Source organism: Collimonas sp. GW821-FHT07E08 (assembly GCF_059418905.1).
The window spans coordinates 186822-202211 of the sequence record NZ_JBWKQR010000001.1 but is presented as its reverse complement, the minus strand read 5'-3'; the positions used below and the strand labels follow the sequence as shown (position 1 = coordinate 202211).

Genomic DNA, 15390 nt, shown 5'->3' with positions numbered 1-15390 from the left:
CTCGCCGTCTGTTTCGATCAAATTGACCGGCCTATCTTATCAGTTCTTCACTGGAACATTTTGGTGCAAGGAAACCGCGCGGCGAAAAAAAACCGGCCGGACGCAAACATCGCATCCGGCCGGCCTTGGCAGCTTTCAAACCAAAAACGCTTAGAACTTGTAGGTGCCCGTTATATAGAACTGGCGTCCCAGCGGATCGGTATAGCGGGCATCGTAACCAACCTGGTTGCCGCCGCCCGCCGTCACCAGCGAAAGCGGCGGAGTACGGGCAAACAGGTTCTTGATGCCGCCCGTGAACTCCAGGCCTTTCTTGACCGTCATCTTGGTCTGCCAGTCGAACGTGGTGTAGGAAGCCACGTTATGGTTAGGCATGGCGACGAAGGCGCCGTACGAGCCGTCAGGATTGACGATGCGGACCGTGGCGTCGTCAGCCGTGTAGGTCTGGTCGTGATAGCCGGAGCGGTAGTTGGCGGTCAGGGTATGGGTAAACGTATCCGACTGCTTCCAGGATCCTGCCAGGCGCGAAATCACGCGGAACACCACGTTCTGGTCGGCGCCGTATTTGCCCAGGCTGCTCTGGGTGCCGGTCCCCGGGAAATCCTGCTCGGCTTTCAGCATGTAGGTGCCGGTCCATTGCAGGCTCATGTCGCCGATCGGGGTCTTGGTCTTGAAACTGTGGTCCCAGTCGATCCCCTGGTACTTGGCGCTGGCCAGGTTGACCGGGGTCTGCATGAAAGCGATCGTCTGCGATCCCTGGATCGGATCGTTGAACAGCGTGAACAGGTTGGAATAAGCCGCCGGATTGGCGAATGCAATATTTTCCTGCAGGATGCTGATCTGGTTCTTGATGCTGACGGTCCACAGGTCGAAACCGATCGATACATTACGTATCGGTTCAAGACGGAAGCCGACGGTGCTCTGTTTCGAGGTTTCCGGCTTCAGGCCGCTGGAACCGCTGAGCTGGTTGCCGCCTTGCAGCACGTCATACTGGGTCACGCCCTGGCAGCCGGCAGCCCTTGGATCCGGCGCAGAAACCGGGCACGGGTGCTGCTGCGCGGTATTGCCGCTGAACTGGATCGGCGAAGTGATCTGCGACAGGGTCGGCGCCTTGAAGCCGGTGCCGTAGGAACCGCGCAGCAGCAGCGACTCGACCGGCTGCCAGCGCGCAGAAATCTTGTACGTCGATTTGCTGGCGGAGTTGCCCTGGGTCGCTGAACCGAGCGGGTTGCCGGCGTTGTCGAAGTTCGCATCGTTTTTCGCCGCATCGTAGCTGTCGTAACGCAGCGCCGCCGTGACGTCCAGGTTCTTCATGACCGGCACCAGCATTTCGGCAAACGTGCCGTAGTTCATCCGGCTTGCCGAAAACGGCAAGGCGCCGGCGTTGCCGCCGATGATGGAATCGGTATAGTTCGGCTGCAGAGCGTTGGTGCTTTGCAAAATCGCGCTAGGGCTGTCGGTATGCTGTTCCTTGGTCGCTTCCACGCCGAGGCCGATCTGCGCCATGCCGCCCGGCGCCTTGAACAGGTCATGCGAACCGTGCAGGTTGATCACATCCAGCTTGGAGGTCGCTTCGTCCAGCGTCTGGTGCAATACTGCTGGCGCCAGCGCCGCCACCCCGGAACCCGATGGTGCGAACGGATCGAAATTGCCGGCAGCGACGATGCTTTGGAACGCGTTGTTGCTGAGATAGCCGTTTATCGCCTTGTCGTAGAACTTGTTTTGCGAATGGGTGTAGGAGGCGTTGTAATCCCAGCCTTTGAAGTTGCCGTCGACGCCGAATGCCAGGTGCAAGGCGTCGGTGCGGTATTCATCGGTGCGGCCGCCGGCATCGACCAGGCGCAGGTTCATCACCGCGCCCGAGATGTTGGCAGGGTTTTCTCCCAGCTGGGCCAGGTAAGGCGTCACGTATTTGGCATACAGGGGGCTGCTCAGCGACAGCGCCAAAGGCTGGGCCGACGGCGCATATTGCGGCGTGATGGAATAACGCGAAGCAACCGCCTCGGCAAACAGGGTGGTGTCGCTGTTGAGCTTCAGGTTGCCCGACAAGACAAAACTGTCGCGCTGCGATTCCGGTATCAGTTCGACCGTTGCCGCGTAGTTGAATTTACAGTAGTTCCCGGCCTGGAAAGTATTCGGGCCGCAGCTGCCGTTTTTCAGGAAGTTGGGCGAAAACTGGGTTGGATCGGAACCGTCGGCATGGCGCAATGAAACGCCGCCGGGTGCGGTATAGCTGCTCAGCTGGTAGAGCGAATAATTCTGGCCGCCGACGCTGAAAGGCACCACGCCGCTGCTGGCGAACCCGCGCTGTCCGGCAACCAGGTTCTTTTGCTCGTCGTGGCTGTATGCCAGCAATATGTTGTAGCCATCCTTGTCAAGGTCGCCGAATCCTTTGGAGAGGCCTACATTGAAACTCTTGCCGCCGGCCTTGGTGGGCGCGTTATAGGTTGCGGTGATGGTGGCTTCGGTGGAATTTTTCTTGAGGATGAAGTTGACCACGCCGGCAATCGCGTCGGAGCCGTACAGCGCGGAAGCGCCGTCGGTCAGGATTTCAACCCGCTCGACCGCCGCCAGCGGAATGCTGCCGAGGTTGACCGCATAGTCGTTGTGGGAAATCGCCGATTTGGCGATGCGCCGTCCGTTCAGCAGCACCAGGGTGTAACCCGAACCGATGCCATGGATGGAGGCTGTCTCGACACCGCCGCCGTTGCCGTTGACCGAACTCGATTGCGGGATGAACCCCTGCATCGCCGGCAGGGCCTGGATCAGGTCGGCGACGCTGTTGGCGCCGCTCTTGGCGATATCTTCCTGGGTCAGCGTCTGCACCGGCAGAGCGCCTTCTTTCGTGATGCGTTTGATGGAAGACCCGGTAATTTCAACGCGCTGCATTTGCTGCGGCGCATCGTCGGTCTTTGTCTCCTGTGCCTGCACCGAGTGAGCCAGCAGCCCCACTCCCACCACTACGCTGCCGGAAAACATCAATCGTAGCAAATGCGGCAATCTTCTTTCTTTTATCATCACAACTCCCTATAGGTAAGTTTCAGAGTAGAAATTTACAGTTTTGTAAAAAATCAAACAGATTTGTTAATCGCCTTCTGAGCGATGCTTCGAAACCCATGCGCAACTGAAACAGGTTCCTCAGCGGTGAGGCTCTTTCTTGTGGATCCGTTTTCAAATCGCGATTTGTAATTGCCACTCAAAAACATTTCCACAGACACACTAAGCAACAAACATGCCACAAAACATATCGACACTGAGCCATGCCTCTCCGTCTGGAGAGCCAGCAATGGCGCGCCAGGGCGCGGAGGAGCGATCGCCCGGGACATAAATTACCGCAAAGAAATTATTAATGGGGATGGAAGAATGCAGGTGTAAATGGGATACAACATTTCGCGCTCAGAAAGAGTAACAAGCGTAAAAATTGTGTTCCGGGGAAATGATTTAGTGCATAGTGTCGGCCCTCGACTGACTCCCGGGACCTCGCCGCTGGCACTTCGACAACAGTTGTTTGTACGCTGGCAATAGACGGTTACAAGCGACTACTTGCGTGAGCCGTGCACGTATTTATGCGGGTAATTTCGACGGCATGCCCAAAATCGGGAATGGGAAATGCACCGAAAAAATCGTGCCGGCAGAGACGCCGGATTCGACGCTGATCCTGGCGCCGTGATCTTTGGCGATATCGCGCACGATCGCCAACCCCAGGCCATTGCCGGCAACGCTGTCGTCGAGGCGGCGGAAACGGTTGAAGATCAGTTCCTGCTCGGACGGCGTAATCCCCGGACCGGAATCTTCCACTGAAAAAATGCCGCCGTCCTTGCCATGCAGCGTGCTCACCGTCACCTTGCTGTTCGAGGGGGAATAGCGGATGGCATTGTCGACCAGGTTGTCGATCAGGTCGCGCAGCAGGAAATGATCGCCCATCACCCGTGTCGGCTGCAAATTGAAGCCAATGTCAATGTTCTTCCGGTCCGCCTGTTCGACAAAATGCTGGATCGATTCCTCCACCAGCCGGTTGAGCTCGACCACCCGCAAGCGCTCCTTCTCGAACTTGGCCGGTTCCGCGCGCGCCAGCGTCAGCAGCTGGTTGGTCTGGCGGATCATGCGTTCGGTCGACGATGTCATCAGCGCGATCGAGTGCGCGCTTTCCGGTTCGCCGGCATGCTTCTGCAGCAGCCATTCCAGCTGCGTCCGGAATCCGGCCAGCGGCGTGCGCAGCTGGTGGGCCACGTTGGCGAGAAAATTCTGCTGCGCCTTGGCGTCCTGCTGCACTTTGTCCAACAGGCGGTTGATGGCTTGCACTACCGGGCTGAGTTCGAGCGGCACATGCTGCTCATCCAGCGCCGACAGGTCATCGTCGCTGCGCGCGTTCAGGTCTGCCTTCATTTTCTTCAGCGGCTGCAGCCCCTTGCCGACTGCCAGCCAGATGGCGACAACCAGCGCCAGCGCCAATCCCGCCTCTAGCCACACCAGCGCCATGAAAATCCTGGCGCGGATATCGATGCGCTTGCGCAAGGTTTCAGCCACGCCGATATATACCGGCTGCTGGCCGACCATGGTTTTCAAGGCCACGATGCGCACCGGTTCGTCACGCATGATGCCGTCGTAGGGCGTCGGATCATCCAGCCGTTCGCTTGACGGCAGCGCCGGAAAATCGGCGTCGCCGGCAAGCAGCTTGCCCTGGCTATCGCGTACGACCAGGAAAATGGCGTCGAAATGATCAACCCGCAATACCTGCTCGGCCTGCTTCGACAGATCGATCTCGACCCCGGCGCCCGCTTCGTGCAAGCGTGGGATCAGGGCCCAGCCGGCGTCCGCCAGGCTCTGGTCGAAAGCGGTCTGGGCCGGGATCCAGGCCAGCCAGTACGCCAGCCCGGCGCCGGCCAGGTTGACCACCAGCAGCGGCGCCAGCAGCCACTTCAGCAGCCCGATGCGGATGCTGGGCTTGCTCATGGTTCGGTTTTTTCCAGCATGTAGCCAAACCCGCGTATGGTGCGGATCTCGATCCCGGCATCGGCGATTTTCAAGCGGATCCTGGATATGTACACCTCGACCGCATTCAGGGTCAGCTCCGCGCCCCATGGCAGGATGGCGTCGATGATCTGCTGCCTGGATACGACGCGCGACGCTTGCTGCAGCAGGTATTCAAGCACCGCCCACTCGCGCACCGACAGGTCGATCGCCTTGCCGTTGATTTTTGCGCGCCGCGCCGAGGTGTTCAGCGATAGCCCGCCCAGATGCATTTCCAGCGGCTGCGGCGCGCTACGGCGCAGCAGCGCGCGCACCCTGGCCACCAGCTCCTGCGTCGCGAACGGCTTGACCAGGTAATCGTCGGCGCCCAGCTCCAGGCCGTAGACCCGGTCCTGCACCGAGTCGCGCGCGGTCAGCAACAGCACCGGGACCTGGCTGCCGCGCGCGCGCAGGCGGCGGATCACTTCAAAGCCGTCGATGCCAGGCAAGCCGATATCCAGCACCACCGCCGAGATTTCCGTGCGCTGCAGCAGCGCATCGGCGTCGTTGCCGTTCTTCACCACGTCGACCACCATGCCGTGGCCTTTGAAAATGCGCAAGATGCCGTCCGCCAGCACCGAATCGTCTTCCACCAAAAGAATATGCACTTGATTTCCTTAGCTGCAACGGTTACTCACAAATAAGTCGCTGATTTTAATGATGATGCAGCTATTTTGAACATTTTATTTTTGGCAATTCCGATGGCGGATCAAGAACCGGGCCCTGGCCGTCAGACCGGCAATGGATTGCGCTCCGTGAAGCCGCGCTGGTGCCAGTATGGATAGGCGACAGTCACCGCGCTGGCGGCATCCAGCCTGGCGACCTGCCCGGCGTCCAGGTTCCAGCCGATGGCGCCAAGGTTCTGCAGCAGCTGTTCTTCATTGCGGGCGCCGATCACCACCGTGGCGACGGTAGGCCGTTGCAGCAGCCAGTTCAGGGCGATCTGCGGGATGCTTTTGCCGGTTTCGGCAGAGATTTCCTTTAATGCATCTACCACCCGGTACAGCAGTTCATCCGCCACCGGCGGCCCCATGTCCGCGGTCTTGTGCAGGCGGCTGTGTTCCGGCAGCGGCTGGCCGCGCTGGATCTTGCCGGTCAGGCGGCCCCAGCCGAGGGGACTCCAGACCACGGCGCCGACTCCCTGGTCGAGGCCCAGCGGCATCAGTTCCGATTCATAGTCGCGGCCGATCAGTGAATAATAAGTCTGGTTGGCGATATATTTCGGATAGCCGTAGCGCTCAGCGACGGCCAGCGACTTCATCAGGTGCCAGCCGGAGAAATTCGATACGCCGACATAGCGGATCTTGCCGGCGCGCACCAGGTCATCCAGCGTCGACAACACTTCTTCGACCGGGGTCAGGGCATCGAATCCGTGCAGCTGGAACAGGTCTATGTAGTCGGTGCCGAGGCGCTTGAGCGCGGCGTCGCAAGCCTGGATCAGGTGATAGCGGGAAGAGCCGACCGCATTCGGTCCCTCGCCGGTGCGGAAAGTCGCCTTGGTCGACAGCAGCACGCGGTCGCGCCGGCCTTTGATCGCTTCGCCTAGCACCGCCTCGGCGACGCCGTCGGAATAGATGTCCGCGCTGTCGAACATGGTCAGCCCGGCATCCAGGCAGATGTCCACCAGCCGCCTTGCCTCGGCGACATCGGTATTGCCCCACGCGCCAAAAAAATCGCCTTTGCCGCCAAACGTGCCTGTGCCGAAACTCAGTACCGGCACCGTGAATCCGGATGCTCCTAAACGTCGGTAGTCCATGATGAGCCTTTCGTTTAAAGAAATGGGATGAAAAAAAAATCCGCAAAAGCAGGGAGAAATCGTCCGGTAATCATATCCCGTAACGGCTATCCGGATTTTTGGCGCGCCGTCGGCCGGATAAATCGCGGTGCTGCGATAATAAACGCTTGACCTAGAGTGCACTCTAACTTCTAAACTTTATTCCATGGCCACTTCCATCACGATCCAGCAAGCTGCGGCAGCCACCGGACTCAGCGTCCACACTTTGCGCTACTACGAAAAGATAGGCTTGATCGACCCTGTCCCGAGGCAAAGCAACCGGCATCGCCTGTACCGCCAGGAAGACCTGCGCTGGATTGAGTTCCTGCTCAGGCTGCGCGCTACAGGAATGTCGATACAGCAGATGCTGCGCTACGCCGAACTGCGCAGGCTGGGGGATCAGCTTGGCAGTGTGTCAGAGCGCAAGACGTTGCTGCAACAGCATGCGGCTGCGCTGGAAGCCGAACTGCTGGAGCTGCAGGAAACGCTGGAGATGCTGCGCGACAAAGTCGCCCTGTATGCCGGCATGGAACGGCAGCTGAAAGCCCTCGACCACGCATGATTCACTTGGAGAAGCACATGGAACAAAGCACTTACGAAAGAGGTTTGCAACGTTTGAAGGAAGTCGACGACATCGCCGGCGAAAAGGTGATCGACAGCCTGGCCGACATCTCTCCCGACCTCGGGCGCTATGTGATCGAATTCGGCTTCGGCGAAATTTATTCCCGTCCCGGCCTCAGCCTGCAGCAGCGCGAACTGGCGACGGTAGCGGCGCTTACCGCGATGGGCACCGCGCAGCCGCAATTGAAAGTGCACCTGGCGGCCGCCCTGAACGTCGGCTTGTCGCGCCAGGAAATTACGGAAGCCATCATGCAGATGGCGCTGTATGCCGGTTTTCCCGCGGCATTGAACGGCATGTTTGCCGCAAAGGAAGTGTTCGCTGAACACGACAGGCTGGCCTGCCCCCAGTAAAACGCGCCTTAAAAAAACAGCCGGGACCGTGCGTGGTTCCGGCTCGCTCCGTTTGATCAGGACGGAGCTGCAGCACAGATTCCGGATAACAGCAGACGACACTGCATGTGCGATTTTCCATGCGATTCCCAGGATGATGACCCGGAAACAACCTGCCATGTGAACACCCGATAAGGTGTCCGACTGTCAGGCCAGACGGCCATGGTGGCGGCCCTCGCAGCACGCATTGAACTCTGCTGTGACTGAAGTCTAAGTGACTGGCGCCGCCGGCAGGAAATACTGATTCTGGATATGGATATAAGAAAAAACGATGGCTCGCATGCCGGACTCATGGCCGCGCCAGGATCTTCGCATGCAGCCATTGCCCGCTGCGGCACAATTCGTCGGTCACCTCCAGCACCAGCCGCTCTACCGCCGCTGCCGCCGTGGTCAGCGGAATATTCTTCGACGCGCAAAGCGTCAGCGTGCGCGACAGCTTTTCGCCGCTGATGGAATAAGCATTCATCTCGCCGCGCTTGATTTCCGGCAGCAGCGGCGCTACCGGCAGGATGGTGGCGCCGATGTCGGCCAGGATGGCCGATTTCATGATCGTCACCGAACTGATTTCAATCACGTTGTCGAGCGTCAGGCCGGCGGCGCGCGCCACGCTCTCGATGCGCGGGCGCACCCCGTGCTGCATGCCGGGCAATATCAGCCGGGCCTTGACGGCGCGGGCGAAGGTTATCGAGCGGCGCGCGCCCGCATGCCGGGAACCGCTGCGCGTGATAAACATCATCTCCTCCTCCACCAGCGGCGTGGTGGCAAACGAAGCCAGCTGGCCATCGTCGAACAGTATCGCCAGGTTGATGCGGCCGGTCTTCAATTGTTCGATCAGGTTACCGGTCAGCTCCTCCGTCAATTGCAGGGAAATATCCGGATAGCGGGCGCGCATCGCAGTCAGCAAAGGCAAGGCAAGGATGCCGGAAGCGCTTTGCGGGATGCCGAGGGCGACCGTGCCGGCCGGCTTGTCGGTGGACTGGGAGACGGCTGACCGGGCGTCGATCACCTGCTTCAGGATCGCCTGCGCATGTTCATAGAAAATCTTGCCGGCGTCGGTGGCGATCACCCCTTGCGCCGAGCGGTGCAGCAGCTGCGCCGCCAGTTCATCCTCCAGCTGCTTGACCTGCTGCGTCAGGGCCGGCTGGGCGATATGCAAGACCCGCGCCGCGCGCGACAGCGAACCGTGGTCGACGATGGCGACAAAATAGCGCAGTTGACGCAACTCCATGAAATAGAAACCTCAGTGCTGTGGGTGGATCTGCATTCCCCTCTTGCGAGCACGGCAGAAGTGCAAATCGGGGCTTTTGCCGCATGCTGCCGAGTATAGTTGAGATCATTGCAACGGGAGCGCTTTTTGATCCCGGCCGCCACGCCATCGGACAGTCAACGGCCCATTTCACCGCGAGCTGCCGCACTCCCCCATGCCTTGGCGGACGCAAGTGCGCCGTAGCCATTCCACCATGGTGCGGCTACAATGCATTGCAATCCGGCATCCCGGCCGAGCTGAGTTTCCCCCCGCCGTTTCTTATAACTAAACCAAGGTAGAGAGACATGCCAGATAATTCAAACGCGCCTGCCAGCAGTGCATTCGAAACCGCAACCTACGCCAAGGTCACCTGGCGCCTGCTGCCCATGCTGTTCCTCTGTTATGTCGCCTCCTACCTGGACCGCGTGAATGTCGGCTTCGCCAAGCTGCAGATGCTCAACGACCTGAAGTTCAGCGAAACCGTCTACGGCCTGGGCGCGGGGATTTTCTTCATCGGCTACTTCATCTTTGAAATACCGAGCAACATGATTTTGCACCGGGTCGGCGCCCGGCTCTGGATCGCGCGCATCATGATCACCTGGGGCATCATTTCCGGGGCCATGATTTTTGTCGACAGCCCCACTACGTTTTATGTAATGCGGTTCTTGCTGGGCGTAGCCGAAGCCGGCTTTTTCCCCGGCGTCATCCTGTACCTGACCTATTGGTACCCGGCACACCGGCGCGGCAAGATGACGGCGCTGTTCATGACCGGCGTGCCGATTTCGGGCGTCATCGGCGGCCCGCTGTCGGGCTGGATCATGAAAGCCATGCCTGGCGTGCACGGCCTGGCGGGCTGGCAATGGATGTTTATCCTGGAGGCGATTCCTTCTTTGCTGCTGGGCGTGTTCGTGATCTTTTACCTGAAAGACCGGATCCGCGGCGCCCACTGGCTGAGCGAAGCGGAAAAGCAATTGCTGGAAGCGCAGATACAAGCCGAAAGCAGCCAGAAGCAGGAAGCCTCGCTGGGACAGATGTTCGCCAATCCGCGCGTATGGCTGATGGCGCTGATCTACTTCTGTTTTGTCATGGGCCTGTACGGCGTCAGCTTCTGGCTGCCGACCATCATCAAGGCTACCGGCGTGACAGACACCTTCAATATCGGCCTGCTGACCGCGATTCCTTACGCCAGCGCCGCCATCGCCATGATCCTGATCGGCCACAGCGCCGACAGCCGGCGCGAACGGCGCTGGCACGTGGCGATCCCGGCGCTGCTCGGCAGCATCGGGCTGATCCTAAGCACTGTGTACGACCACAATACCGTGCTGGCGATGTCGGCGCTGACCCTGGCGACCATCGGCATCATTACAGTACTGCCGCTGTTCTGGAGCTTGCCGACTGCGTTCCTCGGCGGCGCGGCGGCGGCGGCCGGGATTGCGCTGATCAATTCGCTGGGCAACCTGGCCGGCTTCGTCAGTCCCTACCTGGTCGGCTGGCTGAAGGACCAGAGCCAGAGCACCAACAGCGGCATGTTCGTGCTGGCGGCATCATTGGTGCTGGGCGCCTTGCTGACGCTTTCGGTGCCGAAACACTTGGTGAATAAATAAGCCGCAACTGCCTGCAGCGGTTCATGTGGGCTATTGAAAGGAAGGAAGGCATGCAAGCCCTGGAATTCAGAAACGCTACCGCGGCGGACCTGCCGTTCCTGATTGCCCTGCGCCATGCGACCATGAGCGAGCACCTGGCACGCGTCAATGCCGCGCGCGATGACGCCTCGCAGCTGGCCCGCGTGCTGGTCCGGTTCGAACACGCCCGGATCGTTTCCGCCAACGGCCAGGATGTCGGCCTGCTGAAAGCGTATCGCGAACCCGGCCAATGGTATATCGCGCAGATCCAGATCGCGCCGCAATTCCAGGGACAGGGCCTGGGCCGCGCCATCATTGAAAACGTACTGGATCAGGCCAGCCGCGACCGGCTGCCTACCGCGCTGAAGGTATTGACCGGCAATCCGGCAAGGCGGCTATACGAAGCGCTCGGCTTCAGGGAAACCAGCCAGGAAGACGCTGAACACCTGATGGTCTGTCCGCCTCGCCAGGAGCCGGTTTCAGCGGCAGGCTGAAGCCTGCCTGCCTGCCGGGCCTGGCTCGCGCCCAAGATAAAAAAACGGCAAAACGCTTGCATTCACGGCTGGCTTGGATAATAATTTAAATGAGAATCATTACTATTTAAAACCAGCCGATCAAGGAGCATCCGATGAACAGTTCACGCAATGCAGCAGATCCGGCCGCGGCCGAGGACTATCGCACGCCGCCGGAGCTCCTGATTTCGGCGGTGCTGCACCTGATCTCCCAGTACAACATGCACACCCTGGCCAACGACGCTTGCGTGCAGTCGGCCCGGACAATTGAACGGCATTTGCGCACCCTGTCCGACTGGCCTGAACTGGCGCCGGTGCTGCGCGCCACTTGCCAGCAGCTGTCGGAGCAATGGACTTCGGTAATCGAACGCGCCTTGCCCAAGCAAAAGAATGAGCGCTCGACGTTTATCACGCGCCTGATTTCGGGCACCCGCGCGCTCTAGCATCATTATTGATTCAGTATGATTCAATGCAGGTTTCAGCAAACATGTGAAACCGCCAAGGCATTCCCCGGGAAGGGAGTAAATCCGTCTCTTGCCCGATCTGGAATGGCCATCGCCAACGACCTGCCCGTTGCTGACGAAGGCCGCCAAGTTCCAGCTCGTGCACCTGACGGAGTGTGTGTCCTTATCGGCATTAGCCAATACTGCTGCAGAATCTCCTCCTGCGGCAGTGGATAGCCAAGCCGTTTTTTTCATCCAGAATCAGTGCAACTCCTACGCTATCGGACGGCGTTGTCCTACACGGGTAAAGCCGCCGGCGCCGTATCATCGAGTCAGCAATAACGCCATTCCTCACTCGAAACGGAGCGCATATGATTACCGCCCTGCACCTGACCCCCATCGTTTCGCTGATCGCCGGGGTATTGATACTGGCGATCCCGCGCCTGCTGAACTACATCATCGCCCTGTACCTGATCGTGATCGGCCTGATCGGCTTGTTCGGCCGCTGAAAAACCGTGCCCTGGCCGCATATCTGCACCGATTCCGCTGTATTTTCGGCCAGGCGGCAAGCGGCGCTTGACAAGGCCAGGCTTTATCTCATACATTAACTGCATGTTTTCCACACGCATCCAATCCCGCTCTCTACTGCACGTTGCCGGCGCCCTGCCAGCAATGCTGCTAGTGCCGCTACTAGCGCTATTGCTACTACGCGCACTATGATCTCGACCCCGTTCTGACGGGGACGCCACTGGCAGCAACAGGCAACACCAGCGCCAGCCAGGAAATCAACGGTAGTAAAACTGAGATTCCAACAAGGGATTTCGATTTTAAAGAGCACGATTCCATGCAATCCCAGCCAATTCGCCTTACCTTCTTTCGCTACAGCAACACGCTTGCCGCCTTGCGTTCGCCAGCGCGTCTGCCAGCCCTATTCCTGCTATCGCTAGCGATCGGTTGCCTGGCCTCGCGTTGATTTCCGAGTGGCCGCCAGGCAACCCTCCCGCCACCGCACCATTCCGTTTCTTTTTTCTTCAGCACAATCACTAGCTCCAAGAGAGGCCTACCATGATGTTGCACAACCCTGCTGTCAAATATCGTCCGTTCCCGCCGATTCCATTAAGCGATCGCACCTGGCCCAACCAGGTCATCAGCGCTCCGCCGATCTGGATGAGCACCGACCTGCGCGACGGCAACCAAGCCTTGATCGAACCGATGGACGCCGACCGCAAGCTGCGCTTCTTCAAGCTGCTGGTGAAGATAGGCCTCAAGGAAATCGAAGTCGGCTTCCCCTCCGGTTCGCAAACCGATTTCGATTTCGTGCGCAAGCTGATCGTAGAAAAGCATATCCCGGACGACGTCACCATCATCGTCCTGACCCAGTCGCGCGAAGACCTGATCCGCCGCACCGTCGATTCGCTGCAGGACGCCAGGCAAGCCATCGTCCACTTGTACAATCCGATTGCTCCAGCCTGGCGCCGCATCGTGTTCGACAAGAGCCGCGACGAAGTCAAGGAAATCGCCGTCTCCGGCACGCGCCTGATCAAGGAACTGACCGACGCCCGCCCGGAAACGCAATGGCGTTATGAATATTCGCCGGAAACTTTCAGCATGGCCGAGCTGGATTTCTCGAAAGAAGTCTGCGACGCCGTGGTCGAAGCCTGGCAAGCCAGCCCTACCCGCAAAGTCATCCTCAATTTGCCGACCACCGTCGAATGCAGCACGCCGAACGTATTCGCCGACCAGATCGAATGGATGCACCGCAACCTGGCCCGGCGCGATGCGGCCATCATCAGCGTCCATCCGCATAACGACCGCGGCACCGGCGTCGCCGCCGCCGAGCTGGCCGTGATGGCCGGCGCCGACCGGGTTGAAGGCTGCCTGTTCGGCAACGGCGAACGCACCGGCAATGTCGACCTGGTGACGCTGGCGTTGAACTTGTACACCCAGGGCGTCAACCCGGGCCTCGATTTTTCCGACATCGACGAAGTGCGCCAGTGCGTCGAGGACTGCAACCAGATTCCGGTCCATCCGCGCCATCCGTATGTCGGCGACCTGGTGTTCACCGCTTTCTCCGGTTCGCACCAGGATGCGATCAAGAAAGGCTTCGCCGCGCAAAAAGCCGACGCTATCTGGGAAATCCCCTACCTGCCCATCGATCCCGCCGATCTCGGCCGCAGCTACGACGCCGTCATCCGCGTCAACAGCCAGTCAGGCAAAGGCGGCATGGCTTACCTGCTGGAACAGGAATACGGCCTGGCGATGCCGCGCCGCCTGCAGATCGAATTCAGCCGCGCGATCCAGAAAGCGGCCGACGCCACAGGCAAGGAAATTGCCGCCAGCGACATCTATGACATCTTCAAGCAGGAGTACCTGGACAAGCAAACGCCGTATGTGTATCGCGGCCACCGCATGAGCGAAGATTCCAGCCAGGCGCAGCCGGTGAAGATCGACATCGACATCGTGCGCGACGGCCAGCCGCACACTTCCAGCGGCCACGGCAACGGCCCGATCGACGCCTTCGTCAATGCGCTGGGGCTGGACATCAAGCTGATGGATTTCCATGAGCACGCGATCAGCGCCGGCGCCGACGCCCAGGCCGCCAGCTATATCGAGCTGCGCCTGAACGATGCTCCAACCGGCTTCGGCGTCGGCATCGACGCCAATACCCTGACCGCCTCGTTCAAGGCGATCCTGAGCGCGGTCAACCGCCAGATTGAAATCGCCGGCCAGGCCGCCAACCAGGAAATCGGCAACAGCGCGGCCACGGCGTAAACAGCAGTTTTCTTTCATCCTCCTGCCGCGGCGATCACGCGGCAGGCAGGTATCGTGCAGGCTGGGTATTACCGTACTACATGCTTTCATCGGCGCGGCCGGACCTCAGTTACCAATGACGTCCGGCCGCGCTATCACTTCTTCTGCGCGGGCTAAAAACGGCTGGCGCAAAAAAACCGCTACCAGGTAGCGGTTTTTTTTTCGTTTCAGCCTTGTCGATCAGGCCATTGCCACTGCGCTGGTCAGGTCGCTGATGCGCGCACGCGCTGCCGCAAAACCGGCTTCTTTCGCTTCCGGACTGTAGGCCAGGCCGTCGGCGCGAACCACGTCGATATCGGTAATCCCGAGGAAACCAAACACCAATTTCAAATAGTCTTCATGGGCGACGCCAGTAGGGCTGCCTGCATGCTTGCCGCCGGAAGTCGACACGATCACGACGCGCTTGCCTGTGGCCAGGCCTTCCGGGCCCTTTTCGCTGTAACGGAAAGTGACGCCGGCGACGCTGATCTGGTCGATCCATGCCTTGAGCTGGGTCGGCACGCTGAAGTTGTACATCGGCGCGCCGAGCACGATCACATCGGCTACCATGAATTCATTGAGGATCGCTTCGCTTAGCTCCACTTCCAGCTTTTGCGACAGATTGCGTTTTTCAGCAGGCGTGCCTTTTGCAGCAAAAGTCGCGCCGCTCAAATGAGCAGTGACGTCCTTGCTAAGGTCGCGGTAAGTCAGTTCAAGATCGGAATCCGCTGCTTGCAGTGCCGCCACTACTTCGCGGGTCAGTTGGCGCGAGGCCGAAGCGTCGCCGAGAATGCTGGAATCAATATGTAAGAGTTTCATGATATATGCCGTTCGATTAAATTAAGAGTGGGTCAAAATCTATAGCGATCCATGCATCACGATGCCAACAGAGTTTGATTTACCTGGTTACCTGAACCATTGACACCATCCTACCCTCTGCTCAAAAATAGAACTAGATAGCAAAAACAAGATATATTGTTCCACA

At 59.4% G+C, this 15390-nt stretch carries 13 protein-coding genes; 7 read left to right on the top strand and 6 right to left on the bottom strand.

All coding sequences use genetic code 11. From position 1 onward, the window contains the following. Positions 1-150: 150 nt before the first annotated feature. The 4 genes from AC07RZ_RS00915 to AC07RZ_RS00900 all read right to left on the bottom strand — a co-directional run bounded on the left by AC07RZ_RS00915 (position 151) and on the right by AC07RZ_RS00900 (position 6763). The gene (locus tag AC07RZ_RS00915) at positions 151-3015 is read right to left on the bottom strand and encodes a TonB-dependent receptor domain-containing protein (RefSeq protein WP_494666554.1); all 2865 of its coding nucleotides are present in this window, start codon (positions 3013-3015) and stop codon (positions 151-153) included. A 546-nt stretch (positions 3016-3561) separates the two neighbouring features. Beyond that, a complete protein-coding gene (locus AC07RZ_RS00910) occupies positions 3562-4950 on the bottom strand; it encodes a sensor histidine kinase (RefSeq protein ID WP_494666553.1) in 1389 nt (462 codons plus the stop codon). Continuing rightward, positions 4947-5615, bottom strand: coding sequence for a response regulator transcription factor (locus AC07RZ_RS00905; RefSeq protein WP_494666552.1), 669 nt, complete (start codon positions 5613-5615; stop codon positions 4947-4949). The genes AC07RZ_RS00910 and AC07RZ_RS00905 overlap by 4 nt, the downstream gene beginning before the upstream one ends. Before the next feature lie 122 nt (positions 5616-5737). After that, positions 5738-6763, bottom strand: a complete 1026-nt coding sequence (locus tag AC07RZ_RS00900) for an aldo/keto reductase (protein WP_494666551.1) — start codon at positions 6761-6763, stop codon at positions 5738-5740. Positions 6764-6947: 184 nt separating this feature from the next. Between AC07RZ_RS00900 and AC07RZ_RS00895 the strand changes: the two genes are divergently transcribed. Continuing rightward, on the top strand, positions 6948-7343 hold the full coding sequence (locus AC07RZ_RS00895; protein ID WP_494666550.1) for a MerR family transcriptional regulator: 396 nt from the start codon (positions 6948-6950) through the stop codon (positions 7341-7343). Between the two features lie 17 nt (positions 7344-7360). Further along, on the top strand, positions 7361-7753 hold the full coding sequence (locus AC07RZ_RS00890) for a carboxymuconolactone decarboxylase family protein (RefSeq protein WP_494666549.1): 393 nt from the start codon (positions 7361-7363) through the stop codon (positions 7751-7753). A 328-nt stretch (positions 7754-8081) separates the two neighbouring features. Here AC07RZ_RS00890 and AC07RZ_RS00885 read toward each other — a convergent pair whose 3' ends face one another. Continuing rightward, a complete protein-coding gene (locus AC07RZ_RS00885) occupies positions 8082-9020 on the bottom strand; it encodes a LysR substrate-binding domain-containing protein (RefSeq protein WP_144735971.1) in 939 nt (312 codons plus the stop codon). Between the two features lie 323 nt (positions 9021-9343). On the opposite strand from AC07RZ_RS00885, the gene AC07RZ_RS00880 reads away from it, so the two are divergent. The 5 genes from AC07RZ_RS00880 (at position 9344) to leuA (ending at position 14387) form a co-directional block, all read left to right on the top strand. Then, positions 9344-10642, top strand: a complete 1299-nt coding sequence (locus AC07RZ_RS00880; protein WP_494666548.1) for an MFS transporter — start codon at positions 9344-9346, stop codon at positions 10640-10642. A gap of 23 nt (positions 10643-10665) precedes the next feature. Continuing rightward, positions 10666-11154 (top strand): GNAT family N-acetyltransferase, encoded by a 489-nt coding sequence (locus AC07RZ_RS00875; protein ID WP_494666547.1) that lies wholly within the window; start codon positions 10666-10668, stop codon positions 11152-11154. Between the two features lie 134 nt (positions 11155-11288). Further along, positions 11289-11615: a hypothetical protein gene (locus AC07RZ_RS00870; RefSeq protein WP_494666546.1), complete on the top strand. Its 327-nt coding sequence runs from the start codon at positions 11289-11291 to the stop codon at positions 11613-11615. Positions 11616-11986: 371 nt separating this feature from the next. Beyond that, positions 11987-12124 (top strand): DUF3096 domain-containing protein, encoded by a 138-nt coding sequence (locus AC07RZ_RS00865; protein ID WP_092402138.1) that lies wholly within the window; start codon positions 11987-11989, stop codon positions 12122-12124. 556 nt (positions 12125-12680) lie between these two features. After that, on the top strand, positions 12681-14387 hold the full coding sequence (leuA, locus tag AC07RZ_RS00860; protein WP_494666545.1) for a 2-isopropylmalate synthase: 1707 nt from the start codon (positions 12681-12683) through the stop codon (positions 14385-14387). Positions 14388-14606: 219 nt separating this feature from the next. On the opposite strand, the gene AC07RZ_RS00855 is transcribed toward leuA, so the two are convergent. Continuing rightward, on the bottom strand, positions 14607-15224 hold the full coding sequence (locus AC07RZ_RS00855) for an FMN-dependent NADH-azoreductase (RefSeq protein ID WP_494666544.1): 618 nt from the start codon (positions 15222-15224) through the stop codon (positions 14607-14609). Positions 15225-15390 lie beyond the last annotated feature (166 nt).